General features: G+C 63.9%; 22 protein-coding genes and 2 tRNA genes. 9 read left to right on the forward strand and 15 right to left on the reverse strand.

Annotated features, from left to right (window positions below):
* Positions 1–92: 92 nt before the first annotated feature.
* From A3AC_RS0117695 to A3AC_RS30715, 5 genes are all read right to left on the reverse strand, one after another.
* Entirely contained in the window at positions 93–896 is an 804-nt protein-coding gene (locus A3AC_RS0117695; RefSeq protein ID WP_025600497.1) for a GNAT family N-acetyltransferase, read from the reverse strand.
* 239 nt (positions 897–1,135) lie between these two features.
* Complete coding sequence (sixA, locus tag A3AC_RS0117700) at positions 1,136–1,594, reverse strand: phosphohistidine phosphatase SixA (RefSeq protein ID WP_025600498.1); 459 nt, start codon at positions 1,592–1,594, stop codon at positions 1,136–1,138.
* A 299-nt stretch (positions 1,595–1,893) separates the two neighbouring features.
* A tRNA-Pro gene (locus A3AC_RS0117705) sits at positions 1,894–1,970 on the reverse strand.
* A gap of 72 nt (positions 1,971–2,042) precedes the next feature.
* Entirely contained in the window at positions 2,043–2,201 is a 159-nt protein-coding gene (locus tag A3AC_RS30095; RefSeq protein WP_006051997.1) for a DUF3309 family protein, read from the reverse strand.
* A 227-nt stretch (positions 2,202–2,428) separates the two neighbouring features.
* On the reverse strand, positions 2,429–2,605 hold the full coding sequence (locus A3AC_RS30715; protein ID WP_198018003.1) for a hypothetical protein: 177 nt from the start codon (positions 2,603–2,605) through the stop codon (positions 2,429–2,431).
* 156 nt (positions 2,606–2,761) lie between these two features.
* On the opposite strand from A3AC_RS30715, the gene A3AC_RS30720 reads away from it, so the two are divergent.
* Positions 2,762–2,929 carry a hypothetical protein gene (locus A3AC_RS30720; RefSeq protein WP_198018004.1) on the forward strand — a complete coding sequence of 56 codons (168 nt, stop codon included), beginning with the start codon at positions 2,762–2,764 and terminating at the stop codon, positions 2,927–2,929.
* Between the two features lie 88 nt (positions 2,930–3,017).
* Here A3AC_RS30720 and A3AC_RS0117725 read toward each other — a convergent pair whose 3' ends face one another.
* The 5 genes from A3AC_RS0117725 to A3AC_RS0117750 form a co-directional block, all read right to left on the reverse strand.
* Positions 3,018–4,376: an MATE family efflux transporter gene (locus A3AC_RS0117725; RefSeq protein WP_025600500.1), complete on the reverse strand. Its 1,359-nt coding sequence runs from the start codon at positions 4,374–4,376 to the stop codon at positions 3,018–3,020.
* On the reverse strand, positions 4,373–4,681 hold the full coding sequence (locus A3AC_RS0117730) for a DUF2288 domain-containing protein (RefSeq protein ID WP_025600501.1): 309 nt from the start codon (positions 4,679–4,681) through the stop codon (positions 4,373–4,375). The genes A3AC_RS0117725 and A3AC_RS0117730 overlap by 4 nt, the downstream gene beginning before the upstream one ends.
* A gap of 993 nt (positions 4,682–5,674) precedes the next feature.
* Complete coding sequence (locus tag A3AC_RS0117740; RefSeq protein ID WP_025600504.1) at positions 5,675–6,001, reverse strand: hypothetical protein; 327 nt, start codon at positions 5,999–6,001, stop codon at positions 5,675–5,677.
* A gap of 274 nt (positions 6,002–6,275) precedes the next feature.
* Positions 6,276–6,986, reverse strand: a complete 711-nt coding sequence (locus tag A3AC_RS0117745; protein WP_025600505.1) for a peptidoglycan DD-metalloendopeptidase family protein — start codon at positions 6,984–6,986, stop codon at positions 6,276–6,278.
* 203 nt (positions 6,987–7,189) lie between these two features.
* Positions 7,190–8,098, reverse strand: coding sequence for an aldose epimerase family protein (locus A3AC_RS0117750; RefSeq protein ID WP_025600506.1), 909 nt, complete (start codon positions 8,096–8,098; stop codon positions 7,190–7,192).
* 723 nt (positions 8,099–8,821) lie between these two features.
* Between A3AC_RS0117750 and A3AC_RS0117760 the strand changes: the two genes are divergently transcribed.
* Together A3AC_RS0117760 and A3AC_RS0117765 are read left to right on the forward strand one after the other, a co-directional pair.
* A complete protein-coding gene (locus A3AC_RS0117760) occupies positions 8,822–9,652 on the forward strand; it encodes an undecaprenyl-diphosphate phosphatase (RefSeq protein WP_025600508.1) in 831 nt (276 codons plus the stop codon).
* Positions 9,653–9,722: 70 nt separating this feature from the next.
* A tRNA-Arg gene (locus tag A3AC_RS0117765) sits at positions 9,723–9,799 on the forward strand.
* A gap of 166 nt (positions 9,800–9,965) precedes the next feature.
* On the opposite strand, the gene A3AC_RS0117770 is transcribed toward A3AC_RS0117765, so the two are convergent.
* The gene (locus A3AC_RS0117770; protein WP_025600509.1) at positions 9,966–11,543 is read right to left on the reverse strand and encodes an acid phosphatase; all 1,578 of its coding nucleotides are present in this window, start codon (positions 11,541–11,543) and stop codon (positions 9,966–9,968) included.
* Between the two features lie 212 nt (positions 11,544–11,755).
* Between A3AC_RS0117770 and A3AC_RS0117775 the strand changes: the two genes are divergently transcribed.
* Positions 11,756–13,204 (forward strand): cytochrome-c peroxidase, encoded by a 1,449-nt coding sequence (locus A3AC_RS0117775; protein ID WP_025600511.1) that lies wholly within the window; start codon positions 11,756–11,758, stop codon positions 13,202–13,204.
* Between the two features lie 73 nt (positions 13,205–13,277).
* Here the strand turns inward: A3AC_RS0117775 and A3AC_RS0117780 are convergent, their stop codons facing one another.
* On the reverse strand, positions 13,278–13,517 hold the full coding sequence (locus A3AC_RS0117780) for a hypothetical protein (protein WP_025600514.1): 240 nt from the start codon (positions 13,515–13,517) through the stop codon (positions 13,278–13,280).
* A 250-nt stretch (positions 13,518–13,767) separates the two neighbouring features.
* Here A3AC_RS0117780 and A3AC_RS0117785 point away from each other — a divergent pair, with 250 nt between their 5' ends.
* Complete coding sequence (locus A3AC_RS0117785; RefSeq protein ID WP_025600515.1) at positions 13,768–14,157, forward strand: RT0821/Lpp0805 family surface protein; 390 nt, start codon at positions 13,768–13,770, stop codon at positions 14,155–14,157.
* Positions 14,158–14,239: 82 nt separating this feature from the next.
* Positions 14,240–14,689: an NUDIX hydrolase gene (locus A3AC_RS0117790; protein ID WP_025600517.1), complete on the forward strand. Its 450-nt coding sequence runs from the start codon at positions 14,240–14,242 to the stop codon at positions 14,687–14,689.
* A 204-nt stretch (positions 14,690–14,893) separates the two neighbouring features.
* Here A3AC_RS0117790 and A3AC_RS0117795 read toward each other — a convergent pair whose 3' ends face one another.
* Positions 14,894–16,603 (reverse strand): glutamine--tRNA ligase/YqeY domain fusion protein, encoded by a 1,710-nt coding sequence (locus A3AC_RS0117795; RefSeq protein WP_025600518.1) that lies wholly within the window; start codon positions 16,601–16,603, stop codon positions 14,894–14,896.
* 374 nt (positions 16,604–16,977) lie between these two features.
* Between A3AC_RS0117795 and ggt the strand changes: the two genes are divergently transcribed.
* Positions 16,978–18,735 carry a gamma-glutamyltransferase gene (gene ggt, locus A3AC_RS0117800; RefSeq protein WP_025600520.1) on the forward strand — a complete coding sequence of 586 codons (1,758 nt, stop codon included), beginning with the start codon at positions 16,978–16,980 and terminating at the stop codon, positions 18,733–18,735.
* A gap of 87 nt (positions 18,736–18,822) precedes the next feature.
* The gene (locus A3AC_RS0117805; RefSeq protein ID WP_025600521.1) at positions 18,823–19,392 is read left to right on the forward strand and encodes an RBBP9/YdeN family alpha/beta hydrolase; all 570 of its coding nucleotides are present in this window, start codon (positions 18,823–18,825) and stop codon (positions 19,390–19,392) included.
* Between the two features lie 148 nt (positions 19,393–19,540).
* Here the strand turns inward: A3AC_RS0117805 and A3AC_RS0117810 are convergent, their stop codons facing one another.
* The gene (locus A3AC_RS0117810; protein ID WP_025600523.1) at positions 19,541–20,761 is read right to left on the reverse strand and encodes a CaiB/BaiF CoA transferase family protein; all 1,221 of its coding nucleotides are present in this window, start codon (positions 20,759–20,761) and stop codon (positions 19,541–19,543) included.
* Positions 20,762–21,212: 451 nt separating this feature from the next.
* Here A3AC_RS0117810 and alaS point away from each other — a divergent pair, with 451 nt between their 5' ends.
* Positions 21,213–23,837, forward strand: a complete 2,625-nt coding sequence (gene alaS / locus A3AC_RS0117815) for an alanine--tRNA ligase (RefSeq protein WP_025600524.1) — start codon at positions 21,213–21,215, stop codon at positions 23,835–23,837.
* A gap of 259 nt (positions 23,838–24,096) precedes the next feature.
* On the opposite strand, the gene A3AC_RS0117820 is transcribed toward alaS, so the two are convergent.
* Positions 24,097–25,050, reverse strand: a complete 954-nt coding sequence (locus A3AC_RS0117820) for a LysR family transcriptional regulator (protein ID WP_025600525.1) — start codon at positions 25,048–25,050, stop codon at positions 24,097–24,099.
* Positions 25,051–25,163 lie beyond the last annotated feature (113 nt).

Genomic DNA, 25,163 nt, shown 5'->3' on the forward strand with positions numbered 1-25,163 from the left:
CGCGGCTTGCGGATGAGAAAAAGCCCGGTTTTTCCGGGCTTTTCTGTTGATGCGCCTGGTTGCCGCGTGGGCGCTTCCTGGCCCTGGCGCGGCTATGCCTCGCCGAGGAAGTGGCGGGCGTAGCGTGCGTTGATGTCCGACAGACGGAACAGCGTCAGGAAATCGGCCGTATTGAAGTCGGGATCCCACGCCGGCGCGCCGCAAATCTTTGCGCCGAGACGCAGATAGCCTTTGACGAGCGGCGGAGGCGCGACCTCCACGCCGGTTTGCAACTCGTCGACGGGCAGCGGCGTGTGAGCAAACGCGCGATATTCCGGCGCGGTCAGCGCGCTGTCGCGCAGCGAGCAATACAGGTTCGCCGCATAGTGACCGCCGTCGACCATCGCGACGCTCGCGCAGCCGAGCATCGTTTCGTAGCCGTTGTGCTTCATGTACGCGGCGAGCCCGGCCCACAGCGACATGATGACCGAGCCGCTGCGATAGTCGGGATGCACGCACGAGCGTCCCACTTCGACCATCTTCGCGCGCAGGTGCGTGAGGCGCGAAACGTCGAACTCGCTTTCGGCGTACAGACGTCCGATGCGCGCCGCCTGATGCGGCGGCAACGCGCGATAGGTGCCGACTACCTTCAGCGTGTCAAGATCACGGACCAGCAGGTGATCACAGTACGGATCGAACGAATCGACGTCGAGGCCCGCGGGGCCGGAAAGGCGTGCGCCCATTTCGTCGGCGAACACACGGTAACGCAGACGCTGCGCCTCGCGAAGCTCTTCGTCGGTGCGAGCCCACGTGACTCGCAGCCGATGTTGCGCGGTAACTGTCTCTTCGGCGCGCGGCAGGCGACGGGACTCGAAGATCGAAGCGAGGGGCAGGGTAGGCGTCGGCAGTTCTCGCATTGGGGCGTCCTGGTCGAAAAAAGGATGAGTCTTTTTTCGCCAATGTAGTAACGCCCGGTGACGCTCGCATGGCAATGCTGTGACGATTGGATGACTGTATGTAAGCCGTTCGCTTCGCTATCCGGCACGCATGCTTGATGAGCCGCGTGCGGCGCGACACCTCGTGTCGGGTCATGCCATGCCATGTCGCAAGCCGCCGCGGTTCGCTGGTGTCGTGCGCGCGCGACGCGCGGACCGCATCAGACGAGATCGGGTGTCATGGCCGCGAGCAGCACCGCCTGATCGTCGCCGTGACGCTCGCGGCTCGCGATCCACCACAGGCCGGCTTTCTTGACCGGCCAGCTTGCGTCGCTGCCGGCGAGCAGTTTTGCCGCGACATGGCCGAGCGTCGGCTGGTGACCGACGATCACCACCGTTTCCGCCATGCCTTTAGGCCACCCTGCCGCATCAAGGACGTCCGCCGCGCTTGCATTCGGCGCGAGTTCGCGCACGACGCGGTACTGGTCGCTCAGCGTCTCGGCAGTCTGGATGGTGCGCACGGCGGGGCTTGCGAGGACCACGGCGTCATCGGGCAGCCGCGTGCGCAGCCATTTCGCGACGTTTTGCGCCTGCTTGCGGCCGCGAGTGGTCAGCGCGCGGGCGAGATCCGTGGCGGCATAGTCTTCGGCTTCGGCGTGACGCCAGAGAATCAGATTCATGCGGGCTCCTTGAGTCTGAGTGCGGCGAGTGGACGTTGTGGTGTCGGCTTGACCGTTGCGCTGTCCACTGTCGCATGAGCGTGCGGCGGGCTGCAAGTCGTGGGGGCGGCTCGCGCTTGCAGGCGTTGTGCGGGTGCGTGGTCAGTGTCCCGTTGCCTCGCGCGTCTGGATGCTGTAGCAGACCACGATCCTGCACCGGGCGGCTGCAGCCCTAAAAAACAAAAACCCGCGAAGCCGAAGGCTACGCGGGTTTCGTGATGCTTGTTACCTGTTTGTTGCTCTGCTTGCTGCTTTTTTCGTGGTCGGAGCGAAAGGATTCGAACCTTCGACCCTCTGATCCCAAATCAGATGCGCTACCAGGCTGCGCTACGCTCCGACGAATCCGAGATTCTACGTGGCTTCGAGTGCCAGAGTCAATCTCGAATTGCGCCGGGGCGAAAACTCTGCGTCATATGCGTCCCAGAACCAGCAGTACGATGACGATGATCAGCACGACGCCGAGCACGCCGGTCGGGCGGTAGCCCCAGCCGCTGCTGTATGGCCAGGTCGGCAGCGCGCCGATCAGCAGCAGGATAAGCACGATGAGCAGGATGGTTCCGATCGTCATTTGAGTTCTCCCTGTCCGGCCGCAGAAGATGGTGGGCCGCGTAGTTGATCCGACGCACATTGCTTGCCGCGGCAAGCGACGCGCAACGCACGCGCTCCTTGCAGCCACGGGTTCAGCAACGCACGTGCCTGATCATCAGCCGTGCCTTGGGCAGACAACAACGCGAGCAAAGCGGCACCCTCCGCGAGCGCGGGGCCCACCGCAGACGAATCAGGCAACCGCCGGTTTCAATGCCGCCGACGCATCCAGTGCGGCATATGCACATGCTGATGCGTCATCCAGTGATGCAGCATGCCTTCGCCGTGTTCGCGCCGATAAGTCCGCGTTTCGAAGATTGACAGTGCGAGCAGCACCACAAGACCTACTCCGAGTCCGACCAGACCCGCGATAGATTCAGCGTCCATGGCAGTCTCCTTTGACGTCCGGCTGTGACTTCATAGTAGGTCACGCATCGCGAAATGGCAGAGCCGACTGCGCGCGCGGCGTCATGGAATGCGCGTTGCGGGTAGACTTCCGCGCTGCCGTCGTCCGTTCCCTTTTCGTTAGAGAGATTTGCGTCCATGTTCCGCGTTTCGATGATTGCATTGCTGCTCGCCGCCGGTGTCGCCGGCTGTGCAAACGGGCCGTCCGGGCACCGTGCTGGCCCGCCGCAGGATCCCGCCGATTACCACGGCGTGCCCACCGACACCCATCCGCCCGCGATGGTGCCTGCGCCGGTCGCGCGCTAGCGCCGGGCGCGGTTGTAGCGAAGGGTGGATGCGGATGCGCTGGGGTTTGTGATCTACGCAAAGCTGCCCGCGCTTATGCAGCCTTCCTTTATGCGCCCGTAGCGCCCAGGCCGCGAACGAGCTCCGGCAGATGGCGCCCGAGCGTCACGCCGCGCGCAGCCATGAAGAGGAGCAGCGCGGCCCACAGTCCATGGTTGCCATATGCGGCGAGCAGCATCCACGACGCGCCGACGAAGATCGCAAACGACACGATCATCGAGGTCATCAGTTCGCGCGTTCGCGTTGCGCCGATGAACACGCCGTCCAGTACATAGCCTGCCACCGACACCACCGGCGAAAACGCCGCCCACGGCAGATACAGGTAGGCGGTGGCGCGCACGGCTGCCTGATCTGTCAGACGTTCGACGATCCATGCACCGGTGCCGGCGTACACGAGCGCAAAGCCGAGCGCGCCGAGCGCCGACCATAACGCCGTCACCTTGACCGCCTGGACGAACGCATGCCGGTCGCGCGCGCCGATCGCTGCGCCGACGAGCGCCTCGGCGGCGTGCGCGAAGCCGTCGAGTCCATAAGCCATGAAGGTCTGGAAGTTGAGCAGCAGCGCATTGGCGGCGAGCGTTGCGTCGCCCTGGCGCGCGCCCAGGTGCGCAAACCAGCCGAACGACAGCAGCAGGCACAGCGTGCGCACGAAAATGTCGCGATTGAGCGTGACAAGCCGCCTGAGCGCCGCCGCGTCGAAGAGCGCGCGGCGGGTCGGCGCGGGCAGGCCGCGTGGCCTGCCGTGCCACAGCAGCAGTGCGCCGAGTACAAAGCCGAGCACGTCCGCGGTGGCGGTGGCCGCGCCGATTCCGGCGACCCCCCAATCGAATACAGACACGTAGAGAAGCACGGCGGCGATGTTCACACCGTTGATGAACACTTGCGACATTAGCGCGAGCCGCACGCGCTGAGTGCCCAGTAGCCACCCGAGCACCACATAGTTGCCGAGCGCGAAGGGTGCGGCCCAGACGCGCGCGTGGCAGTACAGGCGGGCGCTGTGCTGCACGGCGTCGCTGCCGCCGAGCGCGCGCAACGCGTAGTCGATCAGCGGCGCTTGCAACGCGAGCACCGCGGCCCCGATCACGGCCGCGAGCAACAGCGCGCGCACCACGTCATCGCGCAGTCCGGCATGCTGGCCGGCGCCGTGGGACTGCGCGACGAGGCCCGTCGTGCCCATGCGCAGAAAGCCGAAACCCCAGAACACGAAGTTGAAGAAGAGTCCACCGAGCGCCACGCCGCCCAGATACGACGCATTGCTCAGATGCCCGGCGACGGCGGTATCGACAGCGCCGAGAATAGGCTGCGTCAGATTGGCGAGGACGATAGGAAACGCCAGTGCGAGCACGCGGCGGTGCCAGCGCACCGGTAGCGCGGGCGCCGCGGGCACGGCAGACGCCGCTTCGCTCAATGGCGCTCCTGCACGCACACCCACGGCGAGACCACCACTGCCCACAGGTCCGGATCGCGTGCGGCGAAGTCGGCGGCGGTTTCGCTTTGCACGCGCTCGACGAGCCCGGCCGACAGCCACTGCGTGACTTGCGTGGTGTCGTCATTGGCGATGGCTTCGGCGACGCTCACCAGATCCAGGTCGCTGGCGACGCGCAGCAGCATGCCGCGCGCAAAGAAGCGCTCCAGTTCCGGCCAGCCGATTTTTGCGGTTTCGGCGAGGAGCTTGGCGTAAAGGGGGCTATGGGTGGCGTCGTTGGAAGTCATCTTAAGCGGGTTCTGGCGGGGTCGATACTATAAACCATCGGGGTGGGCAGTCTGCGCGGCGCGCGTTCGGGCACGCCTCAGTGCCGGGCGATTCAGCCGATTCTGAACCTTCAACGCGCTCGATTCAATGGTGCGGATTTGCGCGGGGCCGACGTCATGAGCACGGAATGTAAAAACCACTGCCGAGTGGGTGGATTATGACTTTCGGCCGACTTGTGCGGCGTGACGCTAATGAATAACATCTGATAATTAGTCAATCAGCAGATGATCGATTTTAAGGAATTGATATTTGTCGGTGGATTTAATGCCTTGTGTTCCGCTATTTGCGAATCACGTCTGCCGTATTGCGCCGCCGCGAGTATGGCGGATGCGACTATTTAATCGAAAGGGTGCGCTGGCGCACCAAGCCCTTGAGCAGCGATTAACCGGGCAAACCGCCACTCTCGCGCTCGCTTCAGGCCGCTGGCGGATTTTTGTCAGCCGAATAGCTCGCCAGTGGCACCAGCCTTGCTACATGCGGGTTTCGGGCGCATTAATCGGTTCGTCGATTGAACAATAATCGATCGTTCAGCGCATGTAGGCCGCCTTTTATTCGCCGGATTTGCGCTTCACACAACGCGTAATCGGTGCGTCGCAGCACATTGTCCGGGAAATTAATATATTGCGCTTGTAAAACCGCGTTGTTAAATTTGGTTCTGGCGCATGGTGAACCGGTCCTTTGCCGATATGCGCCGAACCCCCGTTAGCCCGGCCTCGCGCCGGGCTTTTTTTGCCTGATTTTTACCCGCAGTCATTGCACGTACACACGCCGCGCAGATCATAAAACTTACTTTTACTTTCGTCGATTATGAGGCTGGTAATCATTTTTATCGCGCTGTGGCCCGTTGCGTTGGCGGCGCTGCTGGCCTTCGCCGTGCGCATCGAGCCGCGCTCGGGGCGCTGGCTTCGCGGCCGCCCGGATTCGGCGCGATCCGCGAGCACAGCCTCTTCGTCCTATTGCTTGCAGCGAACCACCATCGAACGGTTTTTTACGTTCGCGCCGAAAATGCCGCCCACGGTGCCGCCCGAGGTGGCGCCGTTATCCACGTCCTTCGATACGACGTCGTAGCCATAATTGCCGCAGACTTCGCCCGCGCGTTTGTAGCATTCGGCCCAACTGGTGCTCGCATCGCTGCCGCTGCAGTTGATCGCGAAGCCAGTGTCGCCGCTCGGCAAATAGGTCATGGTGGTGGTCGTGGAGCAGCCCGCCAGGCTGCCCAGTGCCAGCAGGCCGACACCGATCGCCGCGGCCGTCGCCATGGACGCCAATGCGCTCTTCATTGCAGATTCCTTTAACAGATGTGAAAGACGTGGCGCGAGGCCACGTGTGCGGGATTGAGCGTTTATAGCACGCGGGGTTCCCCAAGCCGCCGACGCGCCGCGGCGGTGCCGCGTGAGGCAAGGCGGCGGGGCGAAGCGTCGGCCGCATGGAAATACGCAGGCAGACTGCGCGTAGACGCAACACGCGGCCCGCCCAACACGGTAGAGGCCACGTGGTGCGGCCGAGGCAAACAGAAAGCGGTCCCCTCAGCGCGCGACCGCAACACGTGCCGGCCTATCGCGGCGGCAGCGCACGCGAAGGATCGATCGAGCGGCCCTGATAGCGCAGTTCGAAATGCAGCATGACGCGGTTCGTGTCGGTGTCGCCCATCTCGGCGATCTTCTGGCCTTGAGCGACAGTCTCGCCTTCCTTTACGAGCAGCAAGCGATTGTGCGCATACGCGGTCAGATATTCGGCGTTGTGTTTGAGAATCAGCAGATTGCCGTAACCGCGCAGCCCGTTGCCCGCGTACACCACCGTGCCGGCTGCCGCCGCGACCACGGGTGTACCGACTGGGGCGGAAATATCGATGCCCTTCGAGTTTGCGCCGTCGAAGCTGCGAATGACGTTGCCGCTGGTCGGCCACACGAGCGAAATCGACGACGCCGGCGCGGCCGAGGACGCATTGTCGCCCGGCGCGGGGCGCGGCGCGGCAGAAGCACTGCCGTTGCCGTTACTGCGCACGGCGCCGCTCGTCGCGGCCGCACCGTTGGGCGGTTCGACGCGCAGCACCTGGCCGACCTCGATGCTGTCGGGATTGGTCAGGTTGTTCCAGCGTGCGATGCTTTGCACCGATTGCCGGTGACTGCGCGCGATCTTCGACAGCGTATCGCCCCGTTCGACGCGATAGAAACCCGGACCGACCGGCGCCGACCCGCACGCGGCGATCAGTGCAACCAGCGAGACGCCGGCGAGTCGTTTGATCATTCTTGTTGTTTCAGGCATTGGACCTCGCAAAGCGCTGCCGCGCGCCGATCCCGATCACGCGGCAGGTAGATACAAAGCGTCCGATTCTAACGGTTTTGCGTCGCAGCATCGGGAAAACGAGCATCGACCTCGTTGGCGACGCGAGCAAGAGCGCTGCCAGCTTGCGCTCGCTCATGCGCGGCCGGCGCATCGCCCAGACTCGGACCGCAAGCCCACGCCATTCATCCCAGCTTCGCAACGTGAATCCGCAACGCGGCCACTTCGGTCTTGCCCGGTTCGAGCCAGCGCAGCCCCATGCCGTTATGGATCGCATCGGGCAGGCCGAGCCACGGCTCCACGCAATAGAAGTTCGACTCGGCTGCTTCAGTCCATGTCGTCACCGCGTACCACGGCACGGAGTTCGGACGGTTCAGGTCGATAGTGATAACTCGGCCGAGGCCCGGCGCGTTCAGCTTCACCGGCTGATGCGGCACGCCGGTCAGGCAATGGAAGCGGTCGTGGATGCGCGCTTCGTCCAGCGTGTAGCGCGCTTCGCCGGGCTCGGCCGCGCTGATCGAACCGTCGGCCTGCTGGAAGCGCCGCTCGGTAGGCGGTAGTTCGAGCGATGTCGCGCCGCGCTGAGTGTGCGGCAGCGTGAAGTAAAAATGATGGCCGGCATAATAGGGCAGCGCTGCGTCGCCGGTATTGGTGGTAGTGAGCGTGACGTCGAGCGTGTGGGCGTCGACGAGCGTGTATGCCGCTTCGAAGCGAAAGCCGAATGGGTAGCCGCTGCGCGTTGCCTCGCTATCGGTCAGCACGAGGCGCAGGCCCGCGCCGTGCACGTCGGCGTGGGCGTCGAACGGCAGATCGCGCGCGAAGCCGTGCATGGGCAACTCGCGCACCGTCCCCTGCGCGCCGCGCCAGTAACCGATCTTGCCGTCCACGCGATGGCGTCCGAGAAACGGAAACAGCAGTGGATTGCCGCCGCGGATGCGCGCGGGCTGGCTCCAGTCGGCGTGTTCCGGCCAATGGATCACCTCCTCGCCGTCGATGATCCACGAGAGCAGACGGCCGCCGGCTTGCGGCGCGAAGCGGAGCACGGAGGCGTCCTGGGCGATTTCGAGAATGTCCTGCTGCGGTGAAAGAGGCATGGTCGATGGCGTGATGAGTCAATGTTGGGCCCGGGCGAGCCCGGCTGAAGATGGTCCAGCAGCGGCCCGCCGAATGTGCGCGAGCACGGCTTGCGCCTGCGCCACAGGCAGGACGGGGCTGGCCGAGACGACGATTTTGCTCTGCTTTGCGCTACGGGGAAACCCTTCTCGGGAAATTGCGAGTTCGCGAGCAGGCGGTTCTTGCCGATAATCCGTCTCACTGCCCGGTGAAATCTACCGCCGGGCGAGATCGCTCAGGAGGCGTCATGGATCTCGCAATGGCAATGGGTGTCGCGCTTTTCGGCATGTTCACCGCAAGTACGGTTTATTTCTTCTACAAGCTCGAGCGCTGAGCCGCGCTTCCTGAGGCTGTCTGCCGGGCATGCCGCTCGCCGCCCGCAAGACGCGCCGCATCGCAGACGCACTTCGCGGCTTGCGGCCTGGCGCTTGCGATTCGTAAGCGTGACGCCTTCCCGAACGCGCTGATCTGGCGCTGCGCCGTCAGATGAATGAAAGGGCTGCTGTTGGTAGGCGGCCCTTTTCGCTGGGTTTCGCGAAACGCGCGTTTCGCATCGTGACGCAGCGCGTCAAAATTTCCCCGAATGTGGCCCAAACGCTTGGCGGTGACTTTGCAGCCAGGCATAATCGGTGCGCCTTTTGACGCGCCGGGTAACTCGTTGTGCGGCGCGCTGTCCCCGACATTTTCCTTACAAGGACCGCCGCGTGAACCTCTCGTTTCTAATCTTCCTGAGCGTGCTGCAAGGCGTGACCGAACTCTTTCCGGTCAGCAGTCTCGGCCATACGCTGCTGCTGCCTGCATTGTTCGGTATGCATATAGATAAACACGCGCCGCAGTTGCTGCCGTTTCTCGTCGCGTTGCACCTCGGTACGGCGTTCGCGTTGCTCTGGTATTTCCGCGAGCGGTGGTGCGCGCTCGTGCGGGGCTTCTTCTCGTCGTTCGGTGGACGCCGCAACGATGACGCGCACATGATGTGGGCGCTCATCATCGGCACGATTCCGGCGGGGCTCGTCGGCCTGCTGCTTGAAAAGCGGCTCGAACGGATTTTCCACGACCTGCGCATCGTTGCCATTGCGCTGATCGTCAACGGCGTGCTGTTGTGGCTCGGCGACCGCCTGCAGCGCTCGCGCGCGCATCAGGCACCCGAGAAAATGAATTTCCGCCAGGCGTTTCTTGTCGGCCTCGCGCAGATCGGCGCGCTGATTCCGGGCTTTTCGCGCAGCGGTCTTACGATGATCGCAGGCAACGCGGCTGGTCTCACCGCGGAGAAGGCCGCGGAGTTCTCGTTCCTGCTCGGTACGCCGATCATTTTCGCGGCCGGGCTGCTCGAACTGCCCAAGCTCTTCCATGCGCCGGGCCAGCTCGCGGACGCACTGCTCGGCGGCGTGCTGACCGCCATCGCTGCATACCTGAGCGTGCGTTTCCTGATGCGCTATTTCGAAGGCCGCGGACGTCTCGCTTCGTTCGGCCTGTACTGCGTGATCGCGGGCGTCGCGTTCCTCGGCTGGTTCGCGGTGCATCCCCAACCGGTCTGATAATGTCGACGATGCCCGCTGCGTTCTGGCGGGCGTGAGGCGATCGGTTATAATCCGGGCCCAGCCTTGTGCGGCGGTAGCTCAATTGGATAGAGCACAGGTCTTCTAAACCTGAGGTTGTGAGTTCGATCCTCGCCCGCCGCGCCATTGCCTGCATGAAGAATCCCATCTACCGAACAAACGGTGATGGGATTTTTTTATGGCCAAAGTAGCCCATAAAAAAGGGCAGCCGAAGCTGCCCGTTGAAAGCCGCCCGCGAGGGTGGCTGTTGCTTACCGTTGCTGTTGTGCCGTCACGCGTTCCTTGCTCGCGATCACTGCTTGATGTTCAGCGCAGCGGTCAGGTCGCCCATCGGCTTGCCGCCGTTGGCGGTGAGCGCCGCGTCGCGCGCCGCGATGCCAGGCAGCGTCGGCAGCGAGAAACGATGCGTGATGAAGCGCAGGATCGACGTCGTGTCGTATTGCGTGTGATCGACGAAACCCTTCTTCGCGAACGGCGAGATGATGAGCGCCGGAATGCGCGTGCCGGGGCCCCAACGATCGGCCTTGGGCGGCGCGACGTGATCCCAGAAGCCGCCGTTTTCGTCGTACGTGACGACGACCAGCATGTTGTTCCACTGCGGGCTCTTCTGCAGATGCGAGATCACGTCCGCGATGTGCTGGTCACCCGACGCGACGTCCGTGTAGCCGGCGTGCTCGTTCAGGTTGCCCTGCGGCTTGTAGAACGACACTTGCGGCAGCGTGCCGCTGTCGATCGCCTTGATGAACTCCGAGCCGGCGAGACCGCCGTCGAGCAGATGCTGCGAGCGGTTGGTGGTGCCCGGCGCGAGATCCGCGAAGTAGTTGAACGGCTGATGATGCGGCTGGAAGTTCGGCGCCGTGAGATTCGCGCCGTAGATCACATTGGAGGTGCCGTTCTGTGCCGCCGACACGGCCGCGCCCCACGCGCCGCCGTACCACGCCCACGACACCTTCGCGTTGTTCAGCAGATCGCCGATGTGCTGCTGCGTCTGCGCGGGCAACGTGGTGGCCACAGACGGATCGGCGAGATTCGCGTCGCCGCCCGAGGCCGCCTTGTTGCCGCTCGGCTGATACGGCGGCTGCATCGTGTTGATCGCGTAGAAGTCAGGCGTGAGGTTGCCGGACAGCACGAACTTGGGCGGACCGTTCAGCGCCGACGCCGGCGAGTTCGACGCGAGCTTCAGTGTCACGCCGTCGCTTTCGACTGCCGAAATCGAGCCGGCCGCCGGGCTCTTGTCCGCGTTGGGATAGATCGGCGTGCACGCGCACACGAGCCACTGGTGGTTCAGGAACGAGCCGCCGAACGCGCCCATGAAGAAGTTATCCGCGAGCGTGTATTGCTGCGCGATTTTCCACAGCGGCAGCTTGTCGGCGTCGAGCGTGTAGTGGCCCATGACGAGTCCGCCTGAATCGGCCCACGCGGCGAACTTGTCGTTCTTGCCGCCGTCGATCTGCATCTGGTTCTCATAGAAGCGGTGATACAGATCGCGTGTCGTCGCGGTGATCGGCGTGTTGAAACCGTTGGGGTCGTCGATTGCGAACGGGCTGTTCGGCAAGTTGGCCGTCATGGCTTGCGTGACAACCGGTGTCACGCCGGTTTGCGTGAGGCCGTTCCAGACCTGCGGCAGCGTCGCGAGCGCGGAGCCGTCGCGGTCCAGCTGCTTCGCGGCTGCCGCACTGACATTCTGCAGACCGTTTGCGCCCGGGAAGTTGCCGTACAGGTTGTCGAAGCTGCGGTTTTCCGCGTAGATCACCACGACCGTCTTGATCGACGTGATGTCGGGTTGAGTGACCTCGTTGCCGCCGCATGCGTAAAGGCTTAGCGCTGCGGCGATCGCCAGCGGCGCCGCGCAGATCAGTTTCTTGTTCATTGATTAGGTTCTCTCTCTCTCGTTGGGGACGGACCGAGTGCATCGCATACCTCAGCGACCGCGTGCGAAAGTGTGGCGAGGCAATTTGACAGAACGATGTATTCATTACGGATTGCTTTTGAGTTTGCGATTGTCGTCGGCTGTATGTCATTTGAACGACATAGAGATGACATACCCTCGCGAACTTCGATATCGCACATCACATCATTCATATGCGGCTCGGTCTGACGGGGATCCGGAAAACAACAGGACATGTGGCGGCGCGACCCGGCGCGAAGCCGGCGCAAACGCATGGAGCGTGCGTGGGCTGGCTGGCGGCTGTGTTCGCGGCCGTTGCAGTGAGCGCGAGTCTCGCCGGCTGCGATTCCGGCGCGCCGGCGGTGGCAGCGCAGGCAGACGCGAGCGCCGCGCAGGCGTCGACGTCGGCGGACCGAGGCGCATCGGCGGTGCAGGTGGCGGCGCGTGATGCGGCCGATCGAGCGGATCATAAAGCCGCTCATGAAGCGGCAACCGGCGGCGGTCAAACGCGCGCGCAAGTCTACGAGTCCGTACGCAAGACGACCGCGCTTGGCAAGCAACTGTTCTTCGACCCGTCGCTATCCGGCTCGGGCAAGCTCGCGTGCGCGTCGTGCCACAGCCCGGACCACGCGTTTTCGCCTGGCAACGCGTTGTCGGTGCAACTTGGTGGCAGCGACATGCATCGCACCGGCATGCGCGCGGCCCCGACGCTCAAGTATCTGCAATCGGTGCCGGCGTTCGCCGAGCACTATCACGAGTCCGACGACGATGGCGACGAAAGCGTCGACGCGGGTCCCACGGGCGGCCTGACGTGGGACGGTCGCGTGGATCGCGGCAGCGACCAGGCGCGCATTCCGCTGTTGTCGTCGTTCGAAATGGGCAGTTCGCCGGCCAAAGTCACCGCGGCAGTCAAGGCCGCGCCGTACGCCGGGGATTTTCGCGCGGCCTTTGGCGAACATATTTTCGATAGCGAAGACGCGACCTTCAAGGCGGTCCTGCAGGCGCTCGAAACGTTCGAGCAGACGCCCGAACTCTTCTATCCCTACAGCAGCAAATACGACGCCTATCTGGCAGGCAAGGCGCAACTCACGAAAGCCGAATTGCACGGTCTGGAGCTCTTCAACGACGAGAAGAAGGGCAATTGCGCGAGCTGCCACATCAGCCAGCGCACGCTGGGCGGCGCGCCGCCGCAGTTCAGCGACTTTGGCCTGATAGCGATCGGCGTGCCGCGCAATCGCGCGCTGCCGGTGAACCGCGATCCCCGTTTCCATGACCTCGGCGCGTGCGGTCCGGAGCGCACCGATCTGAAAGGACGCGCGGAGTTCTGCGGCATTTTCCGTACGCCGACGCTGCGCAACGTCGCGTTGAAGAAGAGCTTCTTCCACAACGGCATCTACCATTCGCTGGAACAGGTGTTGCACTTCTATGCCGAGCGCGACACGAATCCCGGGAAGTTCTATCCGGTCGTGAAAGGCAAGGTGCAGAAGTTCGACGATCTGCCGCGGCGCTATTGGGCGAACCTGAACACGGAGCCGCCGTTCGACCGCAAGCCGGGCGACCAGCCCGCGCTGAACGACGCCGAAATAAAGGACGTGGTGGCGTTTCTGAACACGCTCACCGATGGTTATAAGGCAGGAAATTGAGGGCTCGGGGGCGCAGGACGCGGGAGCGTCTGCGTGGCCGGCTGGAGATGATTGACGGTAGCCGTGTGCCTGCTCAGATGCGCGCGTCGGCGAGCATGCAATAGCAGGCGCAAAGCAGCAGCGCAAAAGAAATGAGCAGGCATGCAATGCCCGCGCGCGTCACGAAGTTGGGCCAGCGTGGGCGGCGAAGCCCGTCGATTCGCACGATTGGGCGCGCGAGACCGGGATCGCGTCGAAGCGCCACTGGCACGAGCGCGACGCAAAAAAGCGCAAGTGTGACGGCAACGATTTCCAGCGCAACGGGGAGTTCCATGATGGGGCGTGTGAAGTTACCTAGCGCCAGGGCGCAATACGGCCAATCATAGGAATACGCGCCGCGCGGGGATATGGGAGCCATCCTAAAAATGAGAAAGCTTGCGGCTCGCGCTCATGCGGTCTGAACGATTGCGCCGCGCGCCGCGCGGCCGGGCTCGCACGAACGGCATGCTATGCTTTTGGGGTCCAGATCACGAGCCGCAGCGAGCGTTCGTGGCCGCCCGAAACGTTTCCGAGGAGAACCCTTCATGTCGATGCGAACCCGTGCTTTCCGTCAACTGACTGCCGCAGGCTTGCTGCTTGGCGCGGCGATCGGCGCGCAAGCGGCGAACCTCGGCTTTTTGAACGACACGCCGATCAGCTACATGAAGCAGCGCGACGTCGACTCGATCAAGCAGGCCGTCTTCACCGCACTCGATGAAAAGCAGGACGGCGAAAGCGCCAACTGGGTCAACGAAGGCACCCGCAACAGCGTGAAGATCGACGCGACCATTACTGTCGCGCGCACGTCGAAGGACGGCGAGCGCACCTGTCGCGATCTGGGCGTCGTGCTCAATGCAAAGGGACAGTCGATGAACCTGCGCCCGCAGTTCTGCAAAGAGGGCAGCGGCAAATGGCAGTTGCAGAAAAAGCGTTGACCATGCGCTCTGTCGCGAGGAGACGCGCGAGCGGCTCGCCGGCGCACGCGCAAGCCGCGCGCCGGGCGCAGCCCGTGCGGCGATGAGCCCGCGGGTCGTCTCGTGCGGCATCGTCCTGCTCGATCCCGCAGGTCGCGTGCTGCTTGCACATGCTACGGACACCTCGCACTGGGACATTCCAAAAGGACATGGCGAAGAGGGCGAGGCGCCGCACGTCACCGCGCTGCGCGAGATGTTCGAGGAAACCGGTATCGCGCTGAAGCCCGAGCGTCTGAAAGACCTGGGTCTGTTTGTTTATCGGCGCGACAAGGATCTGCATCTGTTCGCCGCGCGCGCCACCGCCGATGAACTCGACCTCGGTCCGTGTACCTGCACGTCGCTGTTTCCGCGGCGCTCGGACGGCAAGCTGATTCCCGAGATGGACGCGTATCGCTGGACCGCGCCCGACGAGGTGGAAAAGTACGCGAGCCGTAGCCTCGCGCGGCTTTTTCAGACCACGCTTTCGCTGACGGAACTGCATCGCTCGCTGTAGCAGCGATCTTGTGAGTGCAACGGTGAGTGCAGAGGCAAGCGCCGCGCCACCAGCCCCAAAGCACGAAGCACGAAGCACGAAGCACGAAGCACGAAGCACGAAGCCTGATTGCGCAAAGAAAAAGGCGTGCATCCGCAAACCAGCAGATGCACGCCCTCTCCGATCAGTCGATGCGCGACTAACGCGCTCTCATGCGGCTGTGGTTCACGCCGGCTTACCCCAACTGTCGCGCAAGCTCACGATGCGGTTGAACACCGGCTTGCCCGGTTTCGAATCCACACGATCCGCGACGAAGTAGCCGTGCCGCTCGAACTGATAGCGCTGTTCCGGCAGCGCGCCGTGTGCGCCCGGTTCGAGGTAGGCGTTGACCACGCGCTTCGAGTCCGGGTTCAGCGCTTCGAGGAAATCGCGGCCGCCGGCGTCCGGTTGCGGCTCCTTGAACAGACGGTCGTAGATGCGGACTTCGGCCGGGCACGCGGCCGCCGCGCTGACCCAGTGGATATTGCCCTTGACCTTGTAGTTGTTCGCACCTTCGGTGCCCGACTTGCTGTCCGGGAAGTAGTTGCAATGCACCGCGACGATGTTGCCGTTCTCATCCTTCTCCGCACCCGTGCATTCGATCACGTAGCCGTAACGCAGGCGCACCTTGTTGCCCGGGAAGAGACGGAAGTAACCCTTCGGCGGCGTTTCCGTGAAGTCTTCGCGCTCGATCCACAGCTCGCGCGAAATCGGAAACTCGCGCACGCCCATGTCGGGGTGATGCGGATGCACTGGCGCGCTGCACGGCTCGGTAAGACCTTCGGGGAAGTTGTCGATGACGAGCTTCAGCGGGTCGAGCACCGCGGCAATGCGCGGCGCCTTCTCGTCGAGATCGTCGCGCAGCGCGCCTTCGAACACGCTCATGTCGATCCACGAATCGACCTTGGTGACGCCGATGCGCTCGCAGAACAGCTGGATCGACTCCGGCGTGAAGCCGCGCCGCCGCACGCCGACGATGGTCGGCATGCGCGGGTCGTCCCAACCGTCCACGTGGCCTTCGTTCACGAGTTGCAACAGCTTGCGCTTGCTCGTGATCGCGTATGTGAGGTTCAGGCGCGAGAATTCGATTTGCTGCGGCAGCGGGCGCGTGAAAATGCCGGCATCGGCGAGCTCGTTCAGAATCCAGTCGTACAACGGACGATGGTCTTCGAATTCGAGCGTGCACAGCGAATGCGTGATGTTCTCCAGCGCGTCGGAAATGCAGTGCGTGTAGTCGTACATCGGGTACACGCACCATTTGTCGCCGGTACGGTAGTGATGCGCGAAGCGGATACGGTAGAGCACCGGATCGCGCATGTTGAAGTTCGGCGACGACATGTCGATCTTCGCCCGCAGCACGTGCTCGCCTTCCTTGAACTCGCCGGCCTTCATGCGGCGGAACAGATCGAGATTTTCCTGCACGGAGCGTTCGCGGAAGGGCGAGGGCGTGCCGACTTCGGTGGCCGAGCCGCGGTTCGCGCGCATTTCTTCCGCCGACTGGCTGTCCACATACGCCTTGCCGCGCTCGATCAGCAGCTCGGCGAATTCGTACAGCTTGTCGTAATAGTCGCTCGCGTAGTACAGATGATCCTTGCCGTCTTTCTGCCATTCGAAGCCGAGCCAGCGCACGGCGTCGATAATCGAGTCCACGTATTCGACGCTTTCCTTTTCCGGATTGGTGTCGTCAAAGCGCAGGTGACACACGCCGCCGTAGCTGCGCGCCACGCCGAAGTTCAGGCAGATGCTCTTTGCGTGACCAATGTGCAGATAGCCGTTCGGCTCGGGCGGAAAGCGCGTTTCGACGCGCTGATTCCACTTGCCGGTGCGGTTGTCGTCGTCAATGATGTTGCGGATGAAATTGGATGCCGCTGGCGCGTCGTTGCGTTCGGTATTCATGCGAGATGGTGAAAGTCTGTCGGGGGCGCGCAGTGCGCCCACTTATCCGACAATTCTACCTGACGAGGCTGGATGCGGCAGGCGAGTGCGGCGTGCCGCCGGCGCTCCAGCGGGTTTCGTGTTGAGTTTCGTGCGAACTGGCGTGGTGGCTCGCGCGCGGCATCGTGTCAATGCGCGCTGTAACAGGAGGTAAATCGGTTCGTTTCGGCGCTGCCGCGCGACTTAGCATGCGTGCGGCGCGCCTGCCGCTCGTGACGGCGCTCGCGTGAAAGCTCGGGTTCCCGCACCATGGCGCCTTCGGTTTGTCTTCAGTTTTGTCCTCGGTTTCCCCGTTAGTTTGCCCTCAGTGTGCCCTCAGTGCCGGAGTTTCTCGGATGTCAATGCCGACGCACGGCGCGCCTCGCGCGCCTTATCCCTTCACCTTTTTCGCGCGACATGTCGCGGCCGCCGCGCTAGTCGCCACGGTTGCGGCGGGCGTGCTGGCACCGGCTTCGGCGCTCGCCAAAACGCCGCCGCTGAAAGCGGTATTCGATGCATCCGCGGTCGCGACGCCCGACCGCTACAGCGCTGACGCCGCGCAGCAGATCTTCGCCGCCGGCGGCAACGCGGTCGATGCAGCCGTGGCCATCGCCTTCGCGCTCGCCGTGACGCGCCCCGACGCAGGCAATCTCGGCGGCGGCGGATTCATGACGCTGTTCGTCGACGGCAAGCCGTATTTTCTCGACTACCGCGAGCGCGCGCCGCAACAGGCGACCCGTGACATGTATCTCGACGACAAAGGCAACGTCGTGCCGGGCATGAGCGCAGTCGGCCATCGCGCGGTGGCCGTGCCAGGCACCGTCGACGGCATGTGGCAGGCGCAGCAGCGTTTCGGCAGGCTGAAGTGGAAACAGGTGCTCGCGCCCGCGATCCGATACGCCACCGACGGCTTTCAGGTCGACCCCTGGCTCCAGCAGCGGCGCGAGGCTACGGCGAAGAACTTCGCGGGCAAGACCAACTTCGACGCCTATTTCGCGAGCCTGAAAGCCGGCACCACGTACCGCCAGCCGGAGCTCGCGCAAACCCTCGCGCGCATTGCGAGCGACGGCGGCCGCGAGTTCTACGAAGGACGCACCGCCGATCTGATCGCGCAGCAGATGTACGGCCATGGTCTTGTCACGAAGGCCGATTTGCGGCAGTACAAGGCTGTCTGGCGCCAGCCGCTCATGGCGAACTGGAACGGCTACCAGGTGCTCACCGCGCCGCCGCCAGGTTCGGGCGGTGTGGGTCTGATACAGATGCTGAAGATGAAGGCCCATTTGCAGCAGGCGTTCGACGGGCTCGAACTGAATTCCGCGCCGTATATTCATCTGATTGCGCAAATCGAAGACCGCGTGTTCGCCGACCGGCAGCAATACATGGGCGACCCGGACTCGTACAAACTGCCCGTCGGCAAACTGCTCGACGACGCCTACCTCGCTCAACGCGCCGACGAGGTCAAAGCCGACGAAGTGCCGGGCGCGACGGCGATCAAGCCGGCTCCTGGCGACGCGCCGCCCGAGAAGGCGCAGACGACGCACTTCTCGGTGGTGGACAAATGGGGTAACGCGGTGTCGAACACCACCACGCTCGACGGCGAATTCGGTTCGGGCGTGGTCGTTGACGGTGCCGGCTTCCTGCTGAACGACGCGATGGACGACTTCGTGACGAGGCCCACCGCCTCAGGTGAGTCAGCCGCAAGCGGCGGCGGGAATCTCAACACGGTGCTGCCGGGCCGCCGCCCGCTTTCGTCGATGACGCCGACCATCTTGCTGAAGGACAACAAGGTGTCGCTGGTGATCGGCACGCCGGGTGGTTCGCGCATTCTGACCTCGATCTTTCAGGTCATGACCGATCTGTACGACTTCAACATGACGCCTGCGGACGCGCTCGCGGCCATGCGCTTTCATCACCAGTTGCTGCCGCAAAAGACGATCTACTTCGAACCCTACCGCCCGATTGCCGGCGAACTCGCCGCCCAGTTGCAAGCCATGGGCTATGTGCTGGAAGGGCAGTCGTTCAACGGTGATGTGCAGATGATCCGCGCCGACGGCACGACGCTCGAGCCGGCCGCTGATCCGCGTGGCGTGGGCGTCGGTCGCGTGATACGTTGAGCGCGCTGGAAGGGGGGCCGCAACGGGATGTAGCGGTTCCCGGCAGCTTCGCAAACGCATCGCCAAAAACAGGTTACGGGGAACACCATGAGCGCACCAAAAACCAACGTACTCGTACTGCCGGGCTACCAGAACTCGGGCGCCGGGCATTGGCAGACTCGCTGGGAGACACTCGATCCGGCATTCACGCGCGTGCAGATGCCTGACTGGGATCATCCCGCGCGCGACGCCTGGTGCCGCGCGCTGGACGCCGCAGTCGCGGCCGTCGCGGACGTTGACTCGCCGATCCTGCTCGCGGCCCATAGTCTCGGCTGCCTGACGACCGCTTTCTGGGCCGCGCAGTATGCGAGCGCCGGGCAACTCGCCAAGGTCGCCGGCGTGCTGCTGGTGGCCGTGCCCGATCCAGCGGAACCGCACTTTCCGCAGGACGCCAGCGGCTTTGCGCCCGTACCGCTCGAACGCTTGCCGTTCGCGAGCATTGTCGTATGCAGCACCGACGACCCCTACGGCGGCGTGCCTTTCTCGCAAGCCTGCGCAAAAGCCTGGGGCAGCCGCTGGATCGACATCGGCCCGCGCGGACACATCAATGCCGACAGCGGACTCGGCGATTGGGACGAGGCGCGCCGGTGGCTGTCCGCGCTTTGCAAGTTGGGCTGAAGCAGGACGGCGCGCAGTCGGCAGTCGGCCGGCAGTCAGTCGGTAGTTAGTCGGTAGTTAGTCGGTAGTTAGTCGGTAGTTAGTCGGCGACGGATGCGCGTCGGCGAACTGCGAACGCGTCGCCGCCGCAGCGCGTCGCCTCCCGCCTTCATATCACCGCTTGCGCGCGCAACGCCGTGATCCGTTCGTCGCTATAACCGAGCACATCGCGTAGCACGCTTTCCGTGTGCTCCCCGAGCGTCGGCGGATGAGCGAGCGCCTGCGGCGGCGTGCCCGTCATATTGATCGGATTGCGCACCAGCTTGACAGTGCCGCCCGAAGGATGGGGCAGATCCACCTGCATGCCGCGCGCCACCACCTGCTCGTTCTCGAACACTTCTGCGAGATCGTTGATCGGCCCGCAAGGCACCCCCGCCGCTTCGAGCGCCGCGATCCATTGCTGCTTGCCCTGCAGGCGGACCATCTCCGCGAGGATCGGCACGAGCACGTCGCGGTGACGCACGCGTGCGGGGTTGGTCGCGAAGCGCTCGTCGTCGGCGAGTTCGGCGCGTTGGCCCACCTCGACGAACTTGCGGAACTGTCCGTCGTTGCCGACTGCGACGATGATCCACCCGTCGCTCGTCTGGAAAGTCTGGTAGGGCACGATGTTCGGGTGCGCATTGCCCCAGCGCACCGGCGGCTGACCGCTCGCGAGGTAGTTCGAATTCATATTGGCGAGCATGGCGACCTGCACGTCGAGCAGCGCCATGTCGATATATTGACCTTCGCCCGTTCGGTCGCGATGCGTGAGCGCGGTGAGCACCGCGATGGTCGAATACATGCCGGTCATCAGGTCGGCAATGGCCACGCCCGCCTTCTGCGGGCCGCCGCCCGGCTGGCCGTCGCGCTCGCCGGTAATGCTCATGAATCCGCCTATGCCTTGCACGATGAAGTCGTAGCCCGCGCGCTGGGCATACGGTCCGGTCTGCCCGAAACCCGTCACCGAGCAATAGATCAGGTCGGGCTTCACTTCTTTCAGCGACGCGTAGTCCAGGCCGTATTTCTTCAACTGACCGACCTTGTAGTTCTCGAGCACCACGTCGCTTTGCGCGGCCAGCTCGCGAATGATCCGCTGGCCTTCGGGCGAGGCGATATCCACGGTGACCGAGCGCTTGTTGCGGTTCGCCGCCAGGTAGTAGGCCGCCTCGCGCGTGTCCGCGCCTTCAGGCGTCTTCAGGTACGGTGGCCCCCAGTGGCGCGTGTCGTCGCCCACCTCCGGGCGTTCTATCTTGATGACGTCCGCGCCGAAATCGGCAAGCGTCTGCGCGCACCAGGGGCCGGCGAGCACGCGGGTGAGATCCAGCACGCGGATATGACTGAGAGCGCCCATGTTTGTCTGTGTCTCCAATGTAAGCAGGCGGCACGCGAGGCGCCGCGGATGTGGGCAATCTTAAGCGATTCACGCGAGCCGGCGCAGTCGGCCAAACGTCATAGGACGAATCAGGCGCCGTCGCTGGACGCGGGAGGCGCAACGAACGAGGCATGGACGGCACGCCAAGGCGCGTATGACCAGGATGTGGAGCGATGTCTGAGGGGCGGTGCAAACAGCGCGGACAAACTGCACGGACAAACAGCGCGGACAAACTGCACGGACAAACCGCGCGGACAAACCGCACAGACAAACGCCTGGCCAGGCCTGGCCAAACGGCCGACGCGCCCGCGGCGCTGCCGCGCAAGCGCGCCGATCCCGTATAATCAGTCGTTTAAGAAACAAACAGTTGGCGCATCTCACGATGCCGCCGGTAAAAGTCAGGATCAGTCAGGACCGTCCCCCGCACGCCATGAAAGCCGCCGAAATCCGCGAGAAATTCCTCCAGTTCTTCGAATCGAAGGGCCATACGATTGTTCGCTCGTCGAGCCTTGTGCCCGGCAACGACCCGACACTGCTCTTCACCAATTCGGGAATGGTGCAGTTCAAAGATGTGTTCCTCGGCGCGGAATCGCGGCCGTATTCGCGCGCCACGACCGCGCAGCGCAGCGTGCGCGCTGGCGGCAAGCATAACGATCTGGAAAACGTCGGCTACACCGCGCGTCACCACACGTTCTTCGAAATGCTGGGCAATTTCTCGTTCGGCGACTATTTCAAGCGCGACGCGATCCACTATGCGTGGGAATTGCTGACAGGCGTGTACCAGCTGCCGAAAGAAAAGCTGTGGGTGACCGTCTATCACGAAGACGACGAAGCGCACGACATCTGGGCGAAAGAAGTGGGCGTGCCGGTCGAGCGCATCATCCGGATCGGCGACAACAAGGGCGCGCGTTACGCGTCGGACAACTTCTGGCAAATGGCCGACACCGGTCCGTGCGGCCCGTGCTCGGAAATTTTCTACGACCACGGCCCGGACGTGTGGGGCGGCCCGCCGGGATCGCCGGAAGAAGACGGCGACCGCTACATCGAGATCTGGAATCTCGTGTTCATGCAGTTCAACCGCGACGCGCAGGGCAACATGACGCCGCTGCCCAAGCAGTGCGTCGACACCGGCATGGGTCTCGAGCGTATCGCGGCGGTGCTGCAGCACGTGCACAGCAACTATGAGATCGACCTGTTCCAGGCGCTCATCAAGGCCGCGGCGCGCGAAACGGGCGTGAGCGATCTCACGAACAACTCGCTGAAGGTGATCGCCGACCACATCCGCGCGTGCTCGTTCCTGATTGTGGACGGCGTGATTCCCGGCAATGAAGGCCGCGGCTATGTGCTGCGCCGTATCGTGCGCCGCGCTATCCGCCACGGCTACAAGCTCGGCAAGAAGGGCTCGTTTTTCCATCGCATGGTGGCCGACCTCGTCGAGCAGATGGGTGGCGCCTATCCGGAACTGAAAGACGCCCAGGCGCGCGTGACCGACGTGCTGCGCCAGGAAGAAGAGCGCTTCTTCGAGACCATCGAGCACGGCATGTCGATCCTCGAAAACGCGCTCGCAGAGCTCGAAAAGAAGGGCGGCAAGACGCTCGACGGCGAACTCGCGTTCAAGCTGCACGACACCTACGGCTTCCCGCTCGACCTGACGGCAGACGTGTGCCGCGAGCGCGAAGTCACCGTGGATGAAGCCGCGTTCGACGAAGCTATGGCGCGTCAGCGCGAACAGGCTCGTGCGGCCGGCAAGTTCAAGATGTCGCAGGGCCTCGAATACTCGGGCGCGAAAACGACGTTCCATGGCTATGAGGAAATCGTCTTCGACGACGCGAAGGTCGTGGCGCTGTATGCGGACGGCGCGTCGGTGCAGGAAGTCGCGCATGGTCAGCAGGCGGTCGTCGTGCTCGACCACACGCCGTTCTACGCGGAATCGGGCGGCCAGGTCGGCGACCAGGGCTTGCTCGCGAACGCAAGCGTGCGCTTTGCGGTAACCGACACGTTGAAGGTTCAGGCCGACGTGGTCGGCCATCACGGCACGCTCGAGCAGGGCACGCTGAAGGTAGGCGACGTGGTCAAGGCTGAAATCGACGCGGTTCGCCGCGCGCGCACGGCTCGCAACCACTCGGCCACGCACCTGATGCACAAGGCGCTGCGCGAAGTGCTCGGTTCGCACGTGCAGCAGAAGGGCTCGCTCGTCGATCCTGACAAGACGCGCTTCGACTTCGCGCACAACGCGCCCATGACAGACGAGCAGATTCGCCGCGTCGAGGAAATCGTCAACGCGGAAGTGCTGGCGAACGCCCCCGGCATCGTGCGCGTCATGCCGTTCGACGAAGCGGTGAAGGGCGGCGCAATGGCGCTGTTCGGCGAAAAGTACGGCGACGAAGTACGTGTGCTCGATCTGGGCTTTTCGCGCGAGTTGTGCGGCGGCACGCACGTGCATCGCACTGGCGACATCGGTCTCTTCAAGATCGTGATGGAAGGCGGCGTGGCGGCGGGCATCCGTCGCGTGGAAGCCATCACCGGCGACAACGCCGTGCGCTTCGTGCAGGACCTGGACGCGCGCATCAACGCCGCGGCCGCGGTGCTGAAGGCTCAGCCGTCCGAGCTCACGCAGCGCATCAGCCAGGTGCAGGATCAGGTGAAGCAGCTCGAAAAAGAATTGAGCGCGCTCAAGTCGAAGATGGCGTCGAGCCAGGGCGACGAGCTTGCCGGTCAGGCAATCGAAGTCGCCGGCGTGCAGGTCCTTGCGGCTACGCTCGAAGGCGCTGACGTGAAGACGCTGCGCGAAACGGTGGACAAGCTCAAGGACAAGCTGAAGAGCGCGGCAATCGTGCTGGCTTCCGTCGAAGGAGGCAAGGTCAGCCTGATTGCCGGTGTGACCGCGGAGGCGAGCAAGAAGGTCAAGGCCGGGGAACTGGTCAACTTCGTTGCGCAGCAGGTTGGCGGAAAGGGCGGCGGCCGGCCGGACATGGCTCAAGCCGGCGGCACGGAGCCGGCGAATCTGCCTGCGGCGCTCGCCGGCGTGAAGGGTTGGGTCGAAGCGCAGCTTTGATCCGTCGTCAAGCTCGGAGTGCGAGCCGACCGGTTATCTCTGGCAGGCTCGCTGAAGCGCATTAAAGAGCTCGAGACAAGGCCAGTTTGGGCCAAATTGGGCCACGTAGGGCGCCTGGTTGCCGGCGCGTTACGTGGCCCAATGTTTTTTCCACGAGCGCGACTACTTAGGCGTTTAACCGTGGAACTCGCACGCGTCCACATGACGGCCGCGACTCATGCCAAACAGCCGCAGACTCCGCCAGCGCTTGACGCAAAGATCAGGCGACGTCAGCGCCTACGCTTGCCTGAACGCCGGAGGCCGCATCCAGAGCCCCGTGGTCCGTTTCTCCGACGCTGCGCACGCCGCTGTGCCCCGTCAGCGTCTGCTTCAGCGCATTGAGTGCTGACGAAAAATGCCCGCGCCGCCAGACGAGCAGCGTCTCTACGGTGCCGATGTCGGGCAGGTCATGCACGGCGATATTGCTCGCGTCGGCGGCCAAACCCAGCACCGAGCGGGGCGCCACCGCCACGCCCGCACCGGCGGCGACGCATGCCACGATTGCGTGATATGAGCCGAGTTCCAGCACACGCGCCGGCCTCACGCCGTGCTCCAGATACCATTTCTCGATGTAAGCCCGATAGGCGCAGCCGCGCTCGAACGCCACGAGCGTCGACAGCGCGATGTCGCGCACCTCGTGAATCGGCCGATGTCCGCGCGGAGTCAGCATCACGAGTTCCTCTGTGAAGACCGGCACCGTCTCGAACAGTTCGCCGAGGGCGGCGGGGTCGAGCGGCGTGGCTACCAGCGCGGCGTCCACCTCGAATTCGCGAACACGCTCGATCAGTTTGCCGGTCGTGCCGGTCTCGAGCTCGAGCGCGACATCGGGCCATTGCTGGTGATACTGGGCGAGCAGTCCCGGAAGACGCGTTGCCGCGACGCTTTCCATGGTGCCCAAACGCAGGCGTCCGCTCGGACGGTCCGCGCGCACGGCATGACGCGCTTCGTCCGCTAGAGCGAGCAGCCGTTCGGCATAAGGCAGAAGCGTCTCACCGGCCGGCGTCAGCACGAGGCGCCGCCCGTCGCGGATGAAAAGCTCCGCGCCGAGCTGCTCTTCGAGTTGCTTGATCCGGGTAGTGACGTTCGATTGCACGCGATTGAGCTTCGCAGCGGCGCGCGTCACGCCGTTTTCGCGCACGACGGCCCGAAAAATCGTCAAGGCGGCCAAGTCCACGATTCTCTCCCGGCGATGGATGGTATCCAAATTATTCATTTTTCATGATTGAATCGTCAAGCTAATATGGAACGGCCTGTCTGGACGGGGCTGTCGATCTAGCCTTGTCTTGC

The organism is Burkholderia sp. WSM2230 (genome assembly GCF_000472445.1).
Classification (GTDB): Bacteria; Pseudomonadota; Gammaproteobacteria; order Burkholderiales; family Burkholderiaceae; genus Paraburkholderia.